Raw genomic sequence first — 20,197 nt, 5'->3', positions numbered from 1 at the left:
TTGCGGAACCAGTTACCGGCACGCGGCTTTATCTACGGATAATTTCGCGGAGCAGGCATGTTGCAGCACTCAGATTTGTCCTCGACCCGTTCGGCGCGGGACGAGGAAACCCGGAGGAACGGCGCGCAGATCTTCGCCGAGAGTGCGTCGCTCAGCTATGTCAGCGATGCCGATCCCGGCATTCGCAGATTACGGAAAGGCAGTGGGTTCTCCTACGTCGGACCGAAAGACCGCGCGGTCGACGCCGCCACGCTTGCCCGCATCAAGGCGATCGTCATTCCGCCGGCCTGGACGGATGTTTGGATCTCGCCAGATCCGGACGGTCACATCCAAGCGACCGGCCGGGATCAGCGCGGCCGCAAGCAGTATCGCTACCATTCGCAATGGACCGAAGTGCGTGACGGCGCCAAATACTCCAGTCTCGTCGCCTTTGCCGAAGGTCTGCCCGCGCTGAGGCAGCATATCGATGCCGACCTGCGCCGGCATGGCCTGCCGCTGGAGCGGGTCGTCGCCTCGGTCGTCTGGCTGCTCGACAACACCATGATCCGCATCGGCAATGCGGCTTACGCGCGGGACAACAAGAGCTTCGGGCTGACCACGCTCCGTGACCGCCATGTCGAGATCACCGGATCCAGCCTGCGCTTTGCCTTCAAGGGCAAGTCCGGCAAGGAATGGAAGCTGAAGCTGGCCGATCGCCGCATCGCCAAGATCGTGCGCGGCGCGCAGGAACTGCCGGGCCAGAAATTGTTCCAGTATCTCGACGAGGAGGGCGGCCGGCGCCCGGTGCGCTCGGAGGACGTCAACCGCTACATCCGCGAGGCTTCCGGCGCCGATTTCAGTTCCAAACATTTTCGAACCTGGGGCGGCACCATCCATGCGGCGTCGCTGTTTGCCGAGACTGAACTGCCCGAGAGCAAGTCCGGGCAGAGGCGGGTGATCAACAGCGTCGTCGACAAGGTCGCCGAACGGCTCGGCAATACTCGCGCCGTATGCCGCAAATGCTACATCCATCCGCTGGTTTTCGAGGCCTGGTCCGAAGGCCGGCTGCTGGATGAGATGACCGTGGCCAACAAGCGGAAGCGGCTGATAGCAGGCCTCGACGAGGAAGAGACCCTGGTTCTGAGGTGGCTGCAGGCGCGCGGCGCCTGACGGGCGCGACGACATGCAGCCAAGCCTTTGATCGCTCGCCAAATTTTTTTATCGACCTAGTGTCGGGAAGGGTCCTAGTGTCGCGTCCTTTGATACGGAAAGGACCTGCCATGCTTTACGCCATCCTGTGCTACGCCTCCGAAGACGTCGTCTGCTCCTGGAGCAAGGAGCAGGACGACGAGGTGATGGCGAAGCTCCTCAACGTCCAGGACAAATACGCCAAGGCCGGGCGGCTCGGGCCGGTGGCGCGGCTGTTGCCGACGACCGCGGCGACGACTTTGCGCAAGGTCAAGGGCGAAGCGGTCGTGCTCGACGGCCCGTTCGCGGAGACCAAGGAGCAGTTCCTCGGTTTCTATACGCTCGAATGCAACGACCTCGACGAAGCCGTCGAGTTTGCCCGCGAGCTTTCCGAGGTCAATCCGAGCGGCGGCTCCTATGAGATCCGGCCGGTTTCGCTGTTCAATCCGACAAAGGTAGCCGTATGACCGAGCTTGCCTGGATAAGCACGGCGATCAGCAATGCCCGTCCGCAGGCGATGGGCGCGCTGCTGCGCTACTTCCGCGACCTCGATGCCGCGGAAGAGGCTTTCCAGGACGCATGCCTTCGGGCGCTGAAGAACTGGCCGAAGAACGGACCGCCGCGCGATCCGGCGGCCTGGCTGATCTTCGTCGGCCGCAACAGCGGCATCGATGCGGTGCGCAAGCGCGCCAAGCAGGCGCCGATGCCGGAAGAGGAGCACATCTCCGATCTGGATGATGCCGAGAGCGACATCGCCGAGCGGCTGGACGGCGCGCATTACCGCGACGACATCTTGCGGCTGCTGTTCATTTGCTGCCATCCGGACCTGCCGGCGACGCAGCAGATCGCGGTTGCGCTGCGTATCGTCTCCGGTCTTACCGTCAAGCAGATTGCGCGCGCCTTCCTGGTCGGCGAGAGCGCGATGGAGCAGCGCATCACCCGCGCCAAGGCGCGCATCGCCGATGCCGGCGTGCCGTTCGAGACGCCGGGCGCGGTCGAGCGTTCCGAACGGCTCGCGGCGGTCGCGGCGATGGTCTATCTGATCTTCAACGAGGGCTATTCGACCAACAGCGGCGAGGCGCCGGCCCGCGCGCCGCTCTGCGAGGAGGCGATCCGGCTTGCGCGCCTTCTGCTCAGGCTGTTCCAGGCCGAGCCGGAGATCATGGGGCTGACGGCGCTGCTTCTGCTGCAGCATGCACGCGCCCCGGCACGTTTCGACGCCAATGGCGAGATCATCTTGCTCGAGGACCAGGACCGGTCGCTGTGGAGCCGCAAGATGATCGACGAAGGCCTTGCGCTGGTTGATAAGGCGTTGCGCCACCGCAAGCCCGGTCCCTACCAGGTGCAGTCCGCGATCGCGGCACTGCATGCGCGGGCGGCGAAGCCCGAAGACACCGACTGGACCGAGATCGACCTGCTCTACGGCCTGCTCGAGCAGATGCAGCCGTCGCCGGTGGTGACGCTGAACCGCGCCGTCGCGGTCAGCAAAGTGCGCGGTCCCGAAGCGGCGCTCGCCATGATCGAGCCGCTGGAAGAAAGGCTTTCGGGCTATTTCCACTTCTTCGGCCTGCGCGGCGGCCTCTTGATGCAGCTCGGCCGCAACGAGGAGGCGCGCATCGCCTTCGACCGCGCCATCGCTTTGGCCAACACCGCGGCGGAAGCGGCGCATATCCGCATGCATATCGACCGGCTGATCAAAGAAAGCGCGCAGAAGTCCTCGATCCAGAAGGCGCATTGATATTCAGGTGAGGCCGGCCTGCAAATGGCAGTTTCCTGCGCTTCCGGTGCTCACGTACTTTAAGTACGCTCCGCTCCGGTTCTCGGAAATCGCCATTTTCGACACGGCCTGACCTGAATCTCAACACGCCTTGGCCCAGTTCTCGCCGTCTGGCCCAATTTCGCGGCTGGGCCTTGGACCATGCCGGGGTGGCGGTTTTTCCCTGAAACGAGTAATGCCACGCCATGAAAGCGCCCAGGCGTGCCCGACGGCACGTCCAAGAAATGGCGCATGGCTCCATTCCCACTCCATGAGAGGCGGGACCTGAAAGGGATAAAAATGACATTAGCGAAGGAAACGGCCGCACTTCTGGAGAAACTCGGAGTCGCCAAGGACGCGCTTGCCGGAGGCGACCTCATCGTGCGCAGCCCGGTGACGGGCGAAGAGATCGCGGCGCTGAAGCAGATCTCGGCCGCTGATGCCGGCAAGGCCATCGATGCCGCGCACAAGGCTTTCCAGGCCTGGCGGCTGGTGCCGGGCCCCAAGCGCGGCGAGCTGGTACGCCTGCTCGGCGAAGAATTGCGCGCACACAAGGACGAGCTCGGCCGGCTGGTGTCGATCGAGGTCGGCAAGATCCCGTCCGAGGGTCTGGGAGAAGTGCAGGAGATGATCGACATCTGCGATTTCGCGGTCGGCCTCTCCCGTCAGCTCTATGGCCTGACTATCGCCACCGAGCGTCCGGGACACCGCATGATGGAAACCTGGCATCCGCTCGGCGTCGTCGGCGTCATCTCGGCCTTCAATTTCCCGGTCGCGGTGTGGTCGTGGAATTCGGCGCTGGCCTTCGTCTGCGGCGATGCGGTGGTGTGGAAGCCGTCGGAAAAGACGCCGCTGACCGCGCTCGCCTGCGAGGCGATCTTCAAGCGCGCCGCCAAGCGTTTCGGCAAGGATGCACCGGAAGGCCTGCTGCAGGTGCTGATCGGCGACCGTGTCGCCGGCGAGGTGCTGGTCGACCATCCGAAGGTGCCGCTGGTTTCGGCCACCGGCTCGACCCGCATGGGCCGCGAAGTCGGCCCCAGGCTCGCCAAGCGTTTCGCCCGCGCCGTGCTGGAGCTCGGCGGCAACAATGCCGGCATAGTCACGCCCACCGCCGATCTCGACATGGCGCTGCGGGCGATCGCCTTCGGCGCCATGGGCACCGCCGGCCAGCGCTGCACGACGCTTCGCCGTCTGTTCGTCCATGACAGCGTCTATGACGCGCTGCTGCCACGGCTGAAGAAGGCCTATCAGAGCGTATCGGTCGGCAATCCGCTGGAAGGCAAGGCGCTGGTCGGTCCGCTGATCGACAAGGGTGCCTTCGACAACATGCAGAAGGCGTTGAAGGAGGCCGAGGCGCATGGCGGCAAGGTGACCGGCGGCGCGCGCTTCGAAAACGGCCATCCGGACGCCTATTACGTGCATCCGGCGCTGGTCGAGATGCCGAAGCAAGTGTCGCCGGTGACGGAAGAGACCTTCGCGCCGATCCTCTATGTGATGAAATATTCCGATTTCGACGAGGCGCTCGACCTGCACAACGCAGTCGGCGCCGGCCTGTCGTCGTCGATCTTCACCCGAGACCTGCAGGAATCGGAACGGTTCCTGGGTGTCGATGGCTCGGATTGCGGCATCGCCAACGTCAATATCGGCACCTCGGGCGCCGAGATCGGCGGCGCGTTCGGCGGCGAGAAAGAGACCGGCGGCGGCCGCGAGAGCGGCTCGGATGCGTGGAAGGCTTACATGCGCCGTGCCACCAACACGGTGAACTTCTCCAAGGCGCTGCCGCTCGCGCAGGGCGTGTCGTTCGATATCGATTGACACACGAAGGCGAAGGCGCCGCCGAAGCGGCGCCTTTCCGGGGTCACAAAGCCTTGCCGGTTGCCGGGTCGAAGAGACGAAGCGCATCGTCGTCGAAGGCAAAGCGGCATGAATCGCCCTTGGCGAGGCGGGTGCGCGGCGGCAATGTGGCCGTCAGCGGCTGCGTTCCGATCCGTGCGGTGGCGACAAGCTCGGGACCGGTCAGTTCGACAACCTCGATCTCCACCGGAAGCGAGCGTTCCGAGGCGGCGCCGCTGGCCACGCGGAGCGCCTCAGGCCTGACGCCCAGTATGATCTCGGCGCCGTCGCGGGCGGCATTTTTGAAGCGTTCCGGGACGGGCAGCCGGGCATCGGAACCGGCAACCGCGATTTCGCCGGCCCTGGCGGTCGCTTTCAACATGTTCATGGCGGGCGCGCCGACGAAGCCGGCGACATAGAGCGTCGCCGGATTGTCGTAGATCTCCTCCGGCGTGCCCAGCTGCTCGATGCGGCCGTCGCGCATGACGGCGATGCGGGTCGCCAGCGTCATCGCCTCGATCTGGTCGTGGGTGACGTAGACGACCGTGGTCTTGAGCATTTCGTGCAGGCGCTTCAGCTCGGTGCGCATTTCAAGCCGCAGCTTGGCGTCGAGGTTGGAAAGCGGCTCGTCGAACAGAAAGACCTGCGGCTTGCGCACGAGGGCACGCCCGATGGCGACGCGCTGGCGTTGTCCGCCGGAGAGCTGGCCGGGCTTGCGTTCAAGCAGGTTCTCGATCTGCAGCAGTCTTGCCGCCTCGTGCACGGCCTTGTCGCGCTCAGCCACCGGAACCTTGCGCATCTCCAGCCCGAAGCCGATGTTGCGATGGACAGTCAGGTTCGGATAGAGCGCGTAGGACTGGAAGACCATGGCGATGTCGCGGTTCTTCGGATGCACGCCGAGCACCGAACGGCCACCGATCAGCACGTCGCCGCTGGTGGCTTCGGCGAGGCCGGCGATGATGTTGAGAAGGGTCGACTTGCCGCAGCCCGACGATCCCAGCAGCACCAGGAACTCGCCGCTTTCCAGCGCGATGTTGATGCCTTTCAGCGTTTCGACGCTGCCGTAGTTCTTGCGGACATCGCGGATTTCAAGCGCGCTCATTGACGGCCTCCTCGAATGCAATCGGCTCGCCATAGTTGCGGGGCAAGGTGGAGATGGCGCGCGAGGCCACCTGGATGGCGGCGGACAGGCAACTCTCCAACTCTCGTTCGTATGCCAGTGAGGCCAGGAAGGCGGCGTTGAAGACGTCGCCGGCGCCGATCGTGTCGACGACCGGGACGCGCGGCGCCTGCATTTCAATCAGTTCGCCGTCGGCACCGATGGCGAGCGCCCCGTCCGGTCCGCGCTTGACCGCGACCATCGCTCCGCCCTTCATACCGTCGCGGATCTTGCGCGCTGCTTCCGCAGGATTTGCCAGGGCGGCCAGCGTCGTCGTCTCGACCTCGTTGAAGAGGGCCAGTTCGCAGCGCGACAGCCAGCCGCGAGCCGCCGCGCAGTTGGCCTCCGTCCAGCCTTCGATCGGCCAGCCGGTGTCGAGCGCGACGGATATCTCATGCGTCTCGGCCCAGTCGAAGAAGGCGTTATAGTCGCGGGTCAGGTCGTCTGTCAGGAACGAACCGCACAGCAGCGCATAGCCGCCGGCGAGCCTTTGGCCATCGAGTACGGAGAGAACGTCGCTCAAGCCGAAGCGGGGCAGGTGGCCGCGTGTGGTGAAGAAGGTGCGCTCGCCGTCGGGATGGGTCATGCCGACCGACAGCGTCGTGCCTTCGCGGTGGACCGGCCATTTCTGCGCCCGCGCGCCGAAAGCCTCGCTCAGCCAGCGGCCGAACTGGTCGTCGCCGATATTGGCCGCTATCTCGAAATCGATGCCCAGCGCCTGCCAGGCGAGCGCCGTGTTGCCGGCCTGGCCGCCGACGCGCAGGTCGTCATGGTCGACGACGGTCTCGGTGCCGGCCTTCGGCCAGGGCGCGACCGGGCCGACGATCAGGTCGACATTGACGTTGCCGATCACCGCAAGCGGCCGCATCATTCGCTCCGCGTGATCTTGGTGGTGCGCACGGGCGTGCCGGCATTGTCGACGCGGCTGTCGGCGAAGGCGATCATCAGACGCTGCGCCACCGGCAGCATGGCGAAGACCGCCGCTAGGCCCGTGGCGGGTTCGAAGGCCAAAGTGACCGCGCCCGTGACCGGTGGTTTGCCCGAGGCGTCGAACACGATCAGCGGCGCGCCGGTCTCGACCACCGAGTTGGCCATGGCGGTGACCAGCTCCGCGGTCGGGTCGTCGCCGCGGAAGAGCACGACGCCGATTTTCGGCCCGAGCATCTCCATCGGTCCGTGGCGCAGTTGGCCGCCTTCGAGCGAGAAGCAAGGCAGGCGCGACAGTTCGGTGAAGCCGAGCGCCAGCGCTTCGGCCACGCCCTGAAGCTTGCGGCCTGAGGTGACGATGGTCGCCACCGTGCCCAACGCCGCCAAGGCTGCATCGATCTCGACCGCTGCGGGCGCCTTTAGCGCCGCGAGCGCGGCGGCAGGGTCTTCGCCGAGTGCCGTGAGGATCGCAAGATGCAGCGCGAAGCTGACGGTCAGGCTGCGGGTCGCGGCAAAGGCAAGCTCGGTGCCGCCGGCGCCGACGAGGCAAGGCACCGTCCGGCCAAGGAAGGAACTAGCCTCCAAAGTCAGGCCGAACGTGTCGGTCCGCGAACTTGTCTCGGAAAACCAGCGCAGGACTTCGGCGCTTTCGCCGGATTGCGAGGTGACGATGACCGTCTTGCCTTCAAGCGGCAGCGGTTGCCCAAGCTGTTCCGACAGCGGCAGTGCGATCGCATCGATGCCTTTCGCGCGATAGAGCGGCTCGACGGCGCGGGCCACTGCGTGCGAGGCGCCCATGCCGAGCAGGACGAGTCTGCCGCTCCGCCTGATCGAGGCGGCTAGCTTGGCGGCGGCGTCCGTGTTGCTCTCGAAGGATGCAAGCGCATCCTGATGCTGGCGCGCCATCTCGCGATCGATCGCGACGAGGCCGGACGGGCGAGGTTTTTGAGCAGTCATCTTTATCCTTTCACGCCGCCGCTGGTGAGGCCCGAGATCAGCGCGCGTTGCATGACGAGGCCGATCAGCACCGGCGGCAAGGCCGCAAGCACGCCGGCAGTGGCGATTAGTCCGTAGTCGGAGACGCGGCCGCCGGCGAGATCGGCGATGGCGACGGTCAGCGTCTTTGCCCGCTGATCGGAGGTGAAGAGCAGGGCGTAGAAGAACTCGTCCCAGGCGAGCAGCACGGCAAACAGCGCCGATGTCGCCACCACCGGTGCCGCCAGCGGCAAGGTGATGATGCGCCAGGTCTGCAATAGGCCGGCGCCGTCGATCATGGCGGCGGCCTCGATCTCGCGCGGGATCGAATCGAAGCCCGATTTCATCAGCCAGGTGGTGAAGGGCGCGAGGATCGTCAGGTAGATCATCGCCAGGCCGAAGACGTTGTTGAGCAGGCCGAGATGGGAGAGGCCCATATAGAGCGGCACCGAGAGCGCGACCGGCGGCAGCATGTAGGTGGCGATGACCATCGACAGCGACCAGCCGACCGAAGGCGTGCGCGAGACCGCCCAACCGGCCGGCACGGCAAGCAGGATCGCGGCAAGCGTCGCCATGCCGGCGACTTCCAGGCTGTTGCGCAGCGATGCGGTGAAGGCGGCGCCGGCGCTGTTTTCGGCCGTCGACAGAAGCTGCGCGTAACGGGAGAAATCGGCCGCCTGCGGCCACCAGCGCAGCGGCTTGGCGGCGAGGTCGGCGGCCGGCGATATGCTCATGACGAAGAGCCAGGCGAGCGGCGCCAGGATGATGGCGGCAAGCAGGATCGCGCAGACATAGATGAAGGCGGTGAAGACGGGGCTCTGGCGTTCCATCAGGCAGCGCTCCCGGCGGTCTTTCGCACCAGCGCCGCATAGGCCACGGCCAGAACGGTGACGAGCAAGGTGACGATCAGCGCCAGCGAGGCGCCGGAGCCGGCGCGCTGGAAGGAGAAGGCCTCCTGATAGACGAGGATCGACAGCGAGCGCGTGCTGTTGGCCGGCCCGCCGCGCGTCATCACCCAGATGATGTCGAAGACCTTGAAGGCTTCGATGGTGCGCAGCACCAACGCCACCATCAGCGGGCCGGCGAGATAGGGCAGGATGACGAAGCGGAAGCGGTTGAACGGGCCGGCGCCGTCGACAAGTGCGGCGGCGGTGATGTCGCGCGGCACCGCCTGCAGGGCGGCGAGCGCGATCAGCGCCACCAGCGGAAAATTCTTCCAGCAGTCGGCGACGATCAGTGCAGCGAGAGCCGTTCCAGGCTCGCCCAGCCAGGAGCGGTAGTCGCCAATGATATGCAGTTGCGTGAGCGCCGCGTTCAGCGCGCCATATTCGGGATTGTAGATCAGCCGCCACAGAGTCGCGTTGACGACGGTGGGCAGCGCCCAGGGCAGGATCATCAGCCCGCGCAGGACGGCACGGCCGCGAAACTGCTGGTTCAAGAGCAGCGCCGCCAGCACGCCGAGCACCATCTCGGCGGCGACCGAGACGACGGCGAACCAGGTGGTGGTGACCAGCGTGCGGCTGAAATTCGAGCTGGTCAGCATGTTGGTGTAGTTGTCGAAGCCGACATAACTGCCCGCCGTGCCGACCAGCTGGGCATCGGTGAAGGAAAGCATGACGGTGTCGACCAATGGCCAGCCGATTACGGCGACCATGATCACCAAAAGCGGCAGCATCAGCAGCCACGCGCGAGTCGTCATCCAGGTGCCTGACATTAAGAGGCGCCTCTCTTCCTTCAACCAGATTCAGAAATAGCACGGGCGGCGCGAGGCCGCCCGTAGTCCAAGAGCAGGTTGCCTTAGAGGCCGCTGTTCTGCGCAGCCGACTTCAGCGCGTCTTCCGGCGCCGTCTGGCCGAGCAGCGATTCCTGGATGGCTTGCTGCAAGGCGGTCGACAGCTGCTGGTATTTCGGCGTGGTCGGCCGCGGATACATGGCGGCGAGGCCGAGCTTGGCGGTGGCGATCAGTTCTTCCTGGCCCTTGGTGACGGCCGGGTCGTCATAGGAAGAAGCCCAGATCGGCAGCGACAGCTTGGCATACTGGTTCTGCGTCGCCTGCGAGGTCATGAACTCGATGTATTTCCAGGCTTCGTCCGGATGCTTCGAGGCAGCCGTGATGCCGAGGCCCATCGAGCCGTTGACGGCCGATACCTCGCTGGTGCCGGCAACGCCAGGCGCCGGCACCACGCCGACCTTGCCGGCGACCTTCGAGTCCTTCGGGTCGTTGGCCATGTTGTACATATAGGTCCAGTTCAGCGCGAAGGCGGCATCGCCGTTCTCGAAGACCTTGCGGACGTCCTCTTCCAGGAATTCCTTGGAATTCGGGTTGGTCAGGCCGGACTTGTAGCTGTCGACCATGTATTTCAGCGCGGCCGCGCCGCCGCCGTTCTGGAAGTCCGGTTTGCCGTCCTTGAGGAAGTCGCCGCCATAGGCGCTGACCAGCGTGGTGTAGTCGCAGATCACGGCTTCGGCCTGTGCCCAGCTCCAGGCGATCGGCGTCTTCAGCAAGCCCTTGTCCTGGATGATCTTGGCCTGCTCGCCGAGCTCTTCCCAGGTCTTCGGCGGCGTCTTGATGCCGGCCTTCTCCAGGATTTCCTTGTTGTAGAACAGGTACTTGGTGTCGAGGATCCAAGGCATGCCATAATATTTGCCGTCATACTGGACCGTGGTCCAGGCGCCGGGCAGCACACCCTTCTTCATGTCGTCGGTGATCTTGGACGAGACGTCAATCAGCACCTTGTTGGTGGCGTATTCGGCCGGCCAGATGACGTCGAACAGCACGACGTCGTAGCCGCCGCCCGAGCCTTGCGCCAGCACGGTCTTGTCGTGCAGGCCCTCATAGGGAACGAATTCGAGATTGACCTTGATGTCCGGATTGGCCTTGGTGAAGGCTTCCGTCATGGAGCGCACGTCGGCCTCGCTGTAGGCGGCCTGGGCCATGAACAGCGCATTCAGCGTGGTCTCGGCGAAGGCGTGAGGGACAAGCAGTCCGCCCGCGAACACCGCGCCCAGAAGTGTCTTTCCGATCGATTTCAGCATTTGTCTTTCTCCCATTGTCGACAGCCACGAGTGGGCGGCAAAGCAAATGCCGCGTCCTCGAATTCGCATCGCGCGTGACCGGATCTGCCTGAGCGGTTGGCGGCGAAAAGCCCCGGGGACCTTGCCCTTCTTTTTATCGATGCCGCTCCGGCTTCACCATTAAGTCAATTCGCTTGACTTAATTAGTCGATCAATCCTTAAATGGAGTCAAGAGGGGAAAACGACAGTGCACGACGTCAGCCCGATCCGCGCCAAGAGCGGCACCAACCAGGAAGGCACCAGCGCGCATAACCGCCGCGTCATGATCGAGGCGCTGCGGCTCAACGGCGCGCTCTCGCGTGCCGACCTTTCGCGGGCGACGCAGCTCACCAAGCAAGCGGTTTCCAACATCATCGAGGATCTGGAGAGCGACGGCCTGGTCGTGGCGCTGGACGCGGTGCGCAAGGGTAGGGGGCAGCCCTTCACGCCCTACACGCTGGTTCCGCAAGGCGCCTTCGCCATCGGGCTGCAGATCGACCGGCATCTGGCGCGGGTGGTGGTCGTCGACCTGGTCGGCAATGTGGTGGCGCGTGCCGAAGCCAATCTGCCGCTCGACGAGCCGTCGCCGGGTGTCCAGACCATCCTCGGTCTCATCGCGCATACCAGGCGCGAGCTGGCAGGCATCTCCGCGCAGTCCGAGCGGCGGCTGGTGGGGCTCGGCGTCGCCATGCCGGGCCCGTTCGGCCTGAAAGAGTCCGACGACAAATGGATGATGCCCGCCTGGCAGCAATTCCCGCTGCTGGAGACGCTTACGGCCGGGACCGGGCTGAGTGTTGGGCTGCAGAACGATGCCGCCGCCTGCGCCACGGCCGAGCGCATCGTCGGCGCCGCGCACGGCGTCGATCACGCGGTCTGTCTCTATGTCGGGTACGGCATCGCCGCCGGGCTGATCCTCAATGGCGAACTCTACAATGGCGGCAACGGCAATGCTGGCGAGATCGGCAGGGCATTGCTGTCGCCGGCAGGCCCAGGTTCGACGCCGCTCGAGCACCGCGCCTCGCTCGCCTCGCTCTACCAGCATCTCGGCCTCAACCCCGCCGAGGAGCATCTTTATGAAAAGATGGGCGCCCTGGCTGCCGCCGAGGATCCGAAGGTGATGGGCTGGATCGAGGGCGCCGCGCAGGATCTGCGCTGGAGCGTGCATCTGATCGAAACGATCTTCGATCCGCAAACCGTCATCCTCACGAGCGGCGCGCCCGAGGCGTTGGCGCGCCGTCTGCTGCAGGCCATCCCTCCGCTGCTGCCGTCGATCGCCGATCGACCCGGGCGGCGATTGCCGCGGCTGCAACTCGGCATCACCGATCCTTGGGCGATCGCCGTCGGCGCCGCGGCCGAGCCGATCGGCCGCGCCTTCGACCCGCGCTTTTCGGCCATCCTGAAGGCGGGATAGTTTTGCCGGCTATGCCTGACTGGCGGCGAAGGCCGCGTCGATGATGGCGAGCTTGACCGCCTGCGCCGTGACGTATTCGCCGTAGAACGCGTTCGATATCCACATGACGGAATTGCCGCGCTGGCCGAGCCAGCCGACGCTGCCGAGCGCCTCGGCATCGCGCAGCTTGCGCGCAAGATGGGTGCGCGACAGCTTCAGCCATTTGGCGAAGTCGCCGACCGAGAGCACGCCGGTCGGGATACGCTCCTGGCCGGCCGTCGCGGGGTCGACACCGGAGATCAGCCAGTCCATCACCACGCCGCCATTGTTGAGCCAGGTGAACAGCGAAAACGTCTGTTGCGGCTCGCGCACCGGCACGGAGGAAATCAGGCCGTCGGCGATCAGCGGCTGCAACTTGGCCAGCATTTGCGGCTGCGTCTGAAAGGTTTCCAGCCGTTGTCCGCCGTCAAGTGCGTCAAGCGTGCTCAGATGGATATGGATCCAGCCGATCAACGGCTCCAAGGTCATGCCGGGCACTTGCAGCGGGCGAATGCGGCCGTCGTCGCCCGCCCGGCCGACCTCGACGAAATTGTAGTGCTGCATTTCCTTGATGAAGGCATGGGCAGTATTTCGGCTCGCCACCCGATGCTGAACGGTGATCTCGACGAAACGGGCTGCCGTCATCTCCTTCCGGTAGTCGCTGGGATCCCTGCGGAAATGCAGGGCAAGACCGATATGCGCCATCAGCCAGCGCTGCTGGGTGGCAAAGACCGAGGATGCTCGCGGGTTGCCTTGATAGGCGTGTTGCATGGCTCGCGTCTGTGCCTGGATGCATGCGCCCAGCGCGGAGTGACCCGCAATGTCTTCGAAGTTCAGCGCCATCCCCCCGGACCCCCGCCCAAGCCCCACGATACGGGGAAGCCGATAGCAGTTTCGTCCAGAGCTCGCCAGCGCAACCGGCGGTTTTTCGCAGCTACCACCGGAGTGGGTTGGTCAGCTTTGCGTGAAGGTCGACATGCAGGCCTCGAAGGCCTGATCGACGATCGCGAGCTTGGCCGCCTGGACCGCCATGTATTCGTCGAAGAAAGCCCTCGAAACCCACATCACGGAATGGCCGCGCTGGCCGACCCAGCCGATGCTGCCAAGCGCTTCCGCGTCATGGAGCTTGCGCGCCAGATGGGTGCGCGAGAGTTTCAGCCAATGCGCGAACTCGCCGACCGAAATGACGCTGGTCGGAATCCTGTCGAGATGGGCATCCTCCGGGTCGATGCCGGACATCAGCCAATCCATGACGATGCCGCCATTGTTTAGCCAGATAAACAGCGAGAAGGTCTTTTGTGGCTCCCGCACCGGTTCGGAGGAGAGCAGGCCATCCGCGATAAGCGGCTGCAGGGTGGGTAGCATCTCCGGGCGCTCGAGGAATGTCGCCAGCCGGCTGCCGCCGTCGATGCGATCCAGCGTTTTCAGATGCGCATGGATCCAACCGGTGAAGGTCTCGATGGTGGTCGCGGTCACTCGCATGGGGTGGGCGCGGCCGTCGCCTCGCGTCGAAAGATATTCAGCGATGTTGTAGTGCAGCATCTCCTTGACGAAGGCCTCCGCCGTGTTGCGGCTTGCCACCGAATTGCGGCGTACGATCTCGATGAAACGCGCCACCGTCATTTCGGTGCGGCGGTCATTGGGGTCGCGGCGGAAATGCATGGCAAGGCCGACATGGCCGAGAAGCCAACGCTGCTGGGTGGCGAAGACGGCAGCCAGCCGCGGGCTTGTCTCGTAGATATGGATGAGCGCGCGCGACTGTTCCTGCACACCGTGAAGCGTTGCGGGATGACGGGCGATCTCTTCGGCACTCAGCGGCATTTCCTGCGGCACTCCATGCGATTCCCAAGCAACGCCAATGAAGATTCCCAGTCTTCGCCGGCCATGTCCAGTTGCCTATTGGAACAACGTCCGAACCGGCAGTTCTCGCGTGGGCCTTTGCAGCCGGCAGGCGGCCGCCTATCCTGATGGCTTGAGTTATTTGTCCCCCACCCGAGTGAGACGATGCTGAGAACGATCCGGGCGCTGACCGCCGGCGAAATGGAAACACTCGTCGATTGGGCAGCAGACGAAGGCTGGAATCCAGGCATCGGCGACGCGGCTGTGTTCCGGGCGGCAGATTCGGACGGCTTCATCGGCGCCTTCGTCGATGGCGAACTGGTGGCTGGCATTTCGGCGGTCGCCTACGGTCCGGACTTCGGCTTCATCGGCCTCTATATCTGCCGGACGGAACGGCGCGGCGAGGGCCATGGCAAGGCGGTCTGGGATGCCGGCATGGCACGGCTCGGCAACCGCATCATCGGCCTGGACGGCGTTGCCGAGCAGCGGGCCAATTATCAGCGCATGGGTTTCGTGCCCGCCTATGAGACCGTTCGCTGCAGCGGTGGCCCCGCCGGGTTGTCCAGCGGCGGCGACATACGGCCCGTGACGGCCGCCGACATGGCGGGGATCCTTGCCTATGACCGCCGGTGCTTCGCGGCGCCGCGAAATTCATTCCTTCAGGAATGGCTGCGGCCGCCCCGGATCGCGCTTGTCTCCGCCGGCGCGGACGGCATTACCGGCTATGGCGTGGCGCGCCGGTGCCGGGAGGGTTTCAAGGTCGGGCCGCTGTTTGCTGAAGGGGCGGACCTGGCTCTGGCGCTGTTCGCGAGCCTTTCGGAGGCGGCCGGCGGCGAGACGTTGCATATAGACGTGCCGGCCAGCCAGGCCGGGTTCACCGCCACGCTTCAGGACGCCGGCATGGCTCCCGGCTTCGCCACCACCCGCATGTACAGGGGAGGCGTCCCCAACCTCGAAGTGTCCAGGGTTTTCGGCATCACGACGCTAGAATTGGGGTAATCGCAGATCGCTTCCTTGCATTGAATAGACACAGGTGTCCATTCGCGCTAAGGATGCGTTTGTCGATGACCTACCAATCACCTGTGATGCGGGCTTTGAGCGCATGACCAGACACTATTCGGCGCTTTCGCTGTTCAAGGAAGGGCTCGCCGGCCAGACCGGCTGGGAAAAGGCCTGGCGCTCTCCCGATCCGAAACCGCGCTATGACGCGATCATCATCGGTGGCGGTGGGCATGGGCTCGCAACCGCCTACTACCTGGCGAAGAACCATGGCATCACCAATGTCGCGCTGCTGGAGAAGGGCTGGATCGGCGGCGGCAACACCGGCCGCAACACCACAGTGGTGCGCTCGAACTATTTCTACCCGGAAAGTGCTGCGATCTACGGACTGGCGCACAGCCTCTACAAGACGCTGTCGAGCGACCTGAACTACAATGTGATGTTTTCCGCGCGCGGCGTGCTGACGCTCGCTCATAGCGAAGCGGCGATGGAGACCGCGGCGCGCTCCGTCAACGCCATCCAGGTCAACGGCATCGACTCGGAATTGTTCTCCGCCGAGGACGTGCGGCGCGTCGTGCCGATCTACAATTTCAGCGCGGGCGCCCGCTTCCCGGTCTATGGCGGCACCTGGCAGCCGAGCGGCGGCACCGCCCGGCACGATGCGGTCGCCTGGGGTTATGCTCGCGCCGCCAACCGTCTCGGCGTGGACATTATCCAGAATTGCGAAATCTCCGATTTTATCATCGAAGGCGGGCGCTGCCGCGGCGTCGTCACCTCGCGCGGCGAGATCCGCGCCGAGCGCACCGGCATGGCGGTCGCCGGCCACTCCTCGGTGCTGGCGGCGAAGGCAGGATTCCGGCTGCCGATCAATTCCTACGCCTTGCAAGCCTGCGTGTCCGAGCCGGTCAAGCCGATCCTCGACACGGTGGTGATCTCGCCGGACACCGGCGTCTATGTCAGCCAGTCGGACAAGGGCGAACTGGTGATCGGCGGCGCGCTCGACCGCATCCCGTCCTATGGCCAGCGCGGCAATCTGCCGGTGCTGGAAGGCGTCATCGCCGGCATGCTCGAAATGTACCCGGTCTTCGGCCAGCTGAAGATGATGCGGCAATGGGCGGGCATCGTCGATGTCGTCCCGGATTCCTCGCCGATCATCGGCGAATCGCCGCTGCCCGGCCTTTTCCTCAATTGCGGCTGGGGCACGGGCGGCTTCAAGGCGATCCCCGCCGGGGGCACGCTGCTTGCCCATCTGCTTGCCACCGGCAGGCACCACGACATCAGCCGGCCTTTCGATCTCGACCGCTTCGCCCGCGGCCGGCTGGTCGACGAGGCCGCCGGCTCGGGCATCGCGCATTGAAGGTCTAAAAAAGATGCAGCTCTTTCCCTGTCCGTTCTGCGGGCCGCGCGAAGAAAGTGAATTTCATTATGGCGGCGAGGCCGGCAATTTGCGGCCCGACGGCAGCGACGTCACGGCCGAGCGCTGGGCGGGCTATCTCCACATGCGCGACAATCCCAAGGGCGCGGCTCGAGAGATCTGGGTGCATCTGACCTGCGGCGAGTTCTTCGCGATGAGCCGCGACAGCGTCAACCACAAGGTGGCCGGGTCCTCGGTGCTCGGCGAAGCGGAGCACGAAGCATGAGCGCCTCGCGCCTTGCCACCGGCGGCAGCGATATCGACCGGGCGCGCGCGCTGAGCTTCACCTTCGACGGCCGGCGCGTCGAAGGTTTTGCCGGCGACACGATCGCTTCCGCCTTGCTGGCGAGCGGCCAGCCGATTGTCGGCCGCAGCTTCAAATATCACCGGCCGCGCGGCATCTGGGGCGCCGGCGTCGAGGAGCCCAACGCGCTCGTCGATGTCGAGGGTCCCGCCGGCCGCGTGCCGAATGCGCGGGCATCGACGGTGCCGGCCAGGGACGGCGCCGTCGTCAGGAGCGTCAACGCTTCGCCGACAGCGGTTGCCGACCGCAACGCGATCTTGGATCGCTTCGCCCGCTTCCTGCCCGCCGCCTTCTACTACAAGACCTTCATGTGGCCGGACTGGCATCTGTTCGAACCGCGCATTCGCGCCATGGCCGGGCTTGGCGTCGTCGACCGCGACTGGAAGCCGCGTTCGGTCGCGGACCAGATCAATCATCATTGCGATGTCCTGGTGGTCGGCGCTGGGCCGGCCGGCCTCGCCGCGGCGGCGGATGCGTCGGCGGCCGGCCATTCGGTGGTACTGGTCGATGAGCGGGCGCATCCGGGCGGATCGCTGCGCCACCGCGCCGGCGAAGTGGATGGTATGAACGGGGCCGCGTGGGCCGAGGCGATGGTCGCGAAGCTGAAGGGCGGCGACCAGCTCGTGCTGACCGATACCACTGCCTTCGGTCTCTACGATCACAATCTGGTTGCGCTCAACCAGCGGCACGGCGACGGCCGACCGGATACGCTCTGGCGCGTGCGGCCGCGCCGCATCGTGCTGGCGACGGGGGCAATCGAGCGGCCGGTTCCGTTCGCCAACAACGACCTTCCCGGCATCCTCTCGGCCGATGCCGCACTCGCCTATCTGCGCCGGCACGGCGTGCTTGTCGGCACTCGGATCGTGATTGCGACCAACAATGACAGCGCCTATGAGCCGGCCTCGGCGCTCGCCGCAGTCGGCGCCTCGGTGACGGTGGTCGACTGCCGGCGTGACGGGGTCGCGCCTGCGGCAAATGCTCGTGTTCTGGCGGGGCGCATGGTTACGGGGGCGCGCGGACGTAATGCGGTGGAAGGTGTCCTGCTGGACGACGGTACAGTGTTTGCCGCCGATTGCGTGCTGGTCTCGGGCGGCTGGACGCCCACCGTGCATCTGTTCTCGCAGGCAAAGGGCAAGCTTTCCTGGAGCGATCAGCTCGCGGCTTTCGTTCCAGGCGAGGGAGTGGATGGCATCGGCGTTGCCGGCGCCGTGGCCGGGACGATCTCGCTGTCCGAAACCTTGGCAAGCGGCGCTGCGGCGCTGGCTCAATTCGGCGGATCGGCACAGGCGCCGCGCAGCACGGGCGTGGAGGCAACGCTGGGCATCATCGGCCTGTGGCCGAAACCCAAAGCCAAGGGCCGGGTCTGGATCGACTACCAGAGCGACGTCACCGCGAAGGATGTCGAGCTCGCGGCGCGGGAGAATTTCGTCTCCGTCGAGCATTTGAAGCGCTACACGACGCTCGGCATGGCGACCGACCAGGGCAAGACCTCGAACCTGAACGGCCTGGCGCTGCTCGCCGACGTCACCGGGCGCGCCATACCAGAGGTCGGCACCACGACCTATCGACCGCCCTTCACGCCGGTGCCTTTCGCAAGCCTGGCAGGCGCGCGCCGGGGCAGCATGCATGCCCCGATCCGCCGGCTGCCGCTGGAGGCAAACCATCGCGCCGCGGGCGGCGTGTTCCAGGAATATGGCGGCTGGCTGCGGCCGGCTTACTACGGCAGCGGCGAAGCCGGCGGCGCAATCCAGGAGGCGGCGCGGCGCGCCCGGCAGTCGGTCGCGCTGTTCGACGGCTCGACGCTCGGCAAGATCGAAGTGATCGGTCCGCGCGCAGCCGAATTCGTCGACTTCATCTATTACAACACCATGTCGACCTTGAAGCCCGGCCATTGCCGCTATGGCTTCATGCTGTCGGAAAACGGCGTCGTCTTCGACGACGGCGTGCTGGTTCGCCTGGACGAGCGCCGCTTCATCGTCTCCTGCTCGTCGTCGCATGTCGCCGCCGTTCATGCCCGGCTGGAAGAGTGGCGGCAGGACCGGTTCGGCCGCGACGCGGTCTATATCCACAATGCCACCGCCCACTACGCCACCTTGACGGTGTCGGGCCCGAACGCGCGTGGGCTGATGGAGGCGCTCGATCTCGGTGTCGCCCTGGACGATGCCGGCCTGCCGCATATGGCTGTCGTCGCCGGCCACTTCGCCGGCAACGAGGTGCGCATCGCCAGGGTCTCCTTCACCGGCGACCGCAGCTATGAAATCTCCATCCGCGCCGATCGGGCCGAGGCGCTGTGGGCACGAATGCGGCAGGAAGGCCGCGCCTTCGATGCCGTGCTGCTCGGGCTGGAGTCGCTGATGATCCTGCGCGCCGAGAAGGGCTACATCGTCATCGGCAAGGATACCGACGGCAACACCATGCCGCATGATCTCGGCGTCGCCGGGCCGCGCAGCAAACGCGGCGGCGAATTCGTCGGCCGGCGCTCGCTCTTCACGGAAGCGGCGAACAGTCCATATCGCAATCAGCTTGTCGGCCTGGCCGTCCGCGAGGGCGAGGCACCGCTGGCAACCGGCGCGCATGGCGTGGAGAAAAGCGGCGGCCGGGTCAGAAGCGTAGGTTTCGTCACCTCCAGTTATCAAAGCCCGAGCCTGGGGCGTCCAGTTGCCCTGGCGCTCATCGAGCGCGGCGCCGCGCGGCACGGCGAAACCATCGATGTGCAGCATCTCGGCGTGGTGCGGCAGGCGACGATCGTCGCGCCCTGCGCCTTCGATCCGGAAGGGAGGCGGCTCAATGCGTAACCTTGCCGAAAAATGGCCGGCAGTGCCAGACTTCGCCACCGCGACGCTGAGCAGGGATGGCACCAGTGTGCACACGGTTGGTGGACTGAACCAACTCCTGGTCAGCGGCGACCTTGCGGCGTGGTCGAAGGCTTCGGCACTTGCGGGCGAAGGCGTGGGCGCCGGCGCACTTGCAAGCGGTGACAAATACATGGTGCGGATCGCGCGCGACCGCTTGGTGGTGGTTGGTGGGGTGCCATTTCCGATCCAGGCCGGCTGGCATGAGGCCGGGTTCGCGGTCTCGGTCATGGATGCCGGACTGCATGTTTTCGAGATCGAGGGGCCGGGCTTGGCCGGCCTGGTCGCCAGAGGCACCGCGCTCGATCCGGCCCAGACGAGCCGCTCGGCGGCGATCCTTTTCGCCGGCGTGAACGTGCTTTTCTACCGGTACGGCAATCGCAATCGGGCACGTCTCCACGTCGACCGGGGGCTAGCGCCCTATCTGTGGGAATGGTTCGAACAGTCCGCGGGATTGTAGGGCCGCCCCTTGAGGTCTATCTAGCCGGC

18 protein-coding genes are annotated in these 20,197 nt (G+C 65.5%); 10 read left to right on the top strand and 8 right to left on the bottom strand.

Annotated features, from left to right (window positions below):
* Window positions 1–57 precede the first annotated feature (57 nt).
* The 4 genes from FJ988_RS15810 (at window position 58) to FJ988_RS15795 (ending at window position 4,738) form a co-directional block, all read left to right on the top strand.
* Window positions 58–1,149: a DNA topoisomerase IB gene (locus FJ988_RS15810; protein ID WP_140819263.1), complete on the top strand. Its 1,092-nt coding sequence runs from the start codon at window positions 58–60 to the stop codon at window positions 1,147–1,149.
* Between the two features lie 110 nt (window positions 1,150–1,259).
* Window positions 1,260–1,634 (top strand): YciI family protein, encoded by a 375-nt coding sequence (locus FJ988_RS15805; protein ID WP_140819262.1) that lies wholly within the window; start codon window positions 1,260–1,262, stop codon window positions 1,632–1,634.
* Complete coding sequence (locus FJ988_RS15800; RefSeq protein ID WP_140819260.1) at window positions 1,631–2,905, top strand: RNA polymerase sigma factor; 1,275 nt, start codon at window positions 1,631–1,633, stop codon at window positions 2,903–2,905. The genes FJ988_RS15805 and FJ988_RS15800 overlap by 4 nt, the downstream gene beginning before the upstream one ends.
* A gap of 318 nt (window positions 2,906–3,223) precedes the next feature.
* Entirely contained in the window at window positions 3,224–4,738 is a 1,515-nt protein-coding gene (locus FJ988_RS15795; RefSeq protein WP_140819258.1) for an aldehyde dehydrogenase family protein, read from the top strand.
* A gap of 43 nt (window positions 4,739–4,781) precedes the next feature.
* Here the strand turns inward: FJ988_RS15795 and FJ988_RS15790 are convergent, their stop codons facing one another.
* The 6 genes from FJ988_RS15790 to FJ988_RS15765 form a co-directional block, all read right to left on the bottom strand.
* Window positions 4,782–5,858, bottom strand: coding sequence for an ABC transporter ATP-binding protein (locus tag FJ988_RS15790; RefSeq protein WP_140819255.1), 1,077 nt, complete (start codon window positions 5,856–5,858; stop codon window positions 4,782–4,784).
* On the bottom strand, window positions 5,845–6,783 hold the full coding sequence (locus FJ988_RS15785; protein ID WP_140819385.1) for a PfkB family carbohydrate kinase: 939 nt from the start codon (window positions 6,781–6,783) through the stop codon (window positions 5,845–5,847). The genes FJ988_RS15790 and FJ988_RS15785 overlap by 14 nt, the downstream gene beginning before the upstream one ends.
* Window positions 6,783–7,805, bottom strand: coding sequence for an SIS domain-containing protein (locus tag FJ988_RS15780; protein WP_181183551.1), 1,023 nt, complete (start codon window positions 7,803–7,805; stop codon window positions 6,783–6,785). Before FJ988_RS15780 ends, FJ988_RS15785 begins: the two co-directional genes overlap by 1 nt.
* On the bottom strand, window positions 7,802–8,647 hold the full coding sequence (locus FJ988_RS15775; protein ID WP_140819250.1) for a carbohydrate ABC transporter permease: 846 nt from the start codon (window positions 8,645–8,647) through the stop codon (window positions 7,802–7,804). Before FJ988_RS15775 ends, FJ988_RS15780 begins: the two co-directional genes overlap by 4 nt.
* Window positions 8,647–9,531 (bottom strand): carbohydrate ABC transporter permease, encoded by an 885-nt coding sequence (locus FJ988_RS15770; protein WP_140819247.1) that lies wholly within the window; start codon window positions 9,529–9,531, stop codon window positions 8,647–8,649. Before FJ988_RS15770 ends, FJ988_RS15775 begins: the two co-directional genes overlap by 1 nt.
* A gap of 83 nt (window positions 9,532–9,614) precedes the next feature.
* A complete protein-coding gene (locus FJ988_RS15765) occupies window positions 9,615–10,853 on the bottom strand; it encodes an extracellular solute-binding protein (protein WP_140819244.1) in 1,239 nt (412 codons plus the stop codon).
* Between the two features lie 226 nt (window positions 10,854–11,079).
* On the opposite strand from FJ988_RS15765, the gene FJ988_RS15760 reads away from it, so the two are divergent.
* Window positions 11,080–12,282 carry an ROK family transcriptional regulator gene (locus tag FJ988_RS15760; protein WP_140819242.1) on the top strand — a complete coding sequence of 401 codons (1,203 nt, stop codon included), beginning with the start codon at window positions 11,080–11,082 and terminating at the stop codon, window positions 12,280–12,282.
* 9 nt (window positions 12,283–12,291) lie between these two features.
* Here FJ988_RS15760 and FJ988_RS15755 read toward each other — a convergent pair whose 3' ends face one another.
* Entirely contained in the window at window positions 12,292–13,143 is an 852-nt protein-coding gene (locus FJ988_RS15755) for a hypothetical protein (protein ID WP_140819240.1), read from the bottom strand.
* A 111-nt stretch (window positions 13,144–13,254) separates the two neighbouring features.
* On the bottom strand, window positions 13,255–14,121 hold the full coding sequence (locus FJ988_RS15750) for a hypothetical protein (protein ID WP_140819237.1): 867 nt from the start codon (window positions 14,119–14,121) through the stop codon (window positions 13,255–13,257).
* A gap of 183 nt (window positions 14,122–14,304) precedes the next feature.
* On the opposite strand from FJ988_RS15750, the gene FJ988_RS15745 reads away from it, so the two are divergent.
* The 5 genes from FJ988_RS15745 to FJ988_RS15725 all read left to right on the top strand — a co-directional run bounded on the left by FJ988_RS15745 (window position 14,305) and on the right by FJ988_RS15725 (window position 20,168).
* Window positions 14,305–15,138 carry a GNAT family N-acetyltransferase gene (locus FJ988_RS15745; protein ID WP_140819235.1) on the top strand — a complete coding sequence of 278 codons (834 nt, stop codon included), beginning with the start codon at window positions 14,305–14,307 and terminating at the stop codon, window positions 15,136–15,138.
* A gap of 103 nt (window positions 15,139–15,241) precedes the next feature.
* Window positions 15,242–16,495, top strand: a complete 1,254-nt coding sequence (locus tag FJ988_RS15740) for a sarcosine oxidase subunit beta family protein (RefSeq protein ID WP_140819232.1) — start codon at window positions 15,242–15,244, stop codon at window positions 16,493–16,495.
* Between the two features lie 13 nt (window positions 16,496–16,508).
* A complete protein-coding gene (locus FJ988_RS15735) occupies window positions 16,509–16,778 on the top strand; it encodes a sarcosine oxidase subunit delta (RefSeq protein WP_140819230.1) in 270 nt (89 codons plus the stop codon).
* Window positions 16,775–19,651, top strand: a complete 2,877-nt coding sequence (locus FJ988_RS15730; RefSeq protein WP_140819228.1) for a sarcosine oxidase subunit alpha family protein — start codon at window positions 16,775–16,777, stop codon at window positions 19,649–19,651. The genes FJ988_RS15735 and FJ988_RS15730 overlap by 4 nt, the downstream gene beginning before the upstream one ends.
* On the top strand, window positions 19,644–20,168 hold the full coding sequence (locus FJ988_RS15725; RefSeq protein WP_140819226.1) for a hypothetical protein: 525 nt from the start codon (window positions 19,644–19,646) through the stop codon (window positions 20,166–20,168). The genes FJ988_RS15730 and FJ988_RS15725 overlap by 8 nt, the downstream gene beginning before the upstream one ends.
* Window positions 20,169–20,197: the final 29 nt, after the last annotated feature.

The organism is Mesorhizobium sp. CU3, assembly GCF_006442965.1.
In the GTDB taxonomy this organism is placed as follows: domain Bacteria; phylum Pseudomonadota; class Alphaproteobacteria; order Rhizobiales; family Rhizobiaceae; genus Mesorhizobium.
This window is presented reverse-complemented; position numbering and strand designations above follow the sequence as displayed.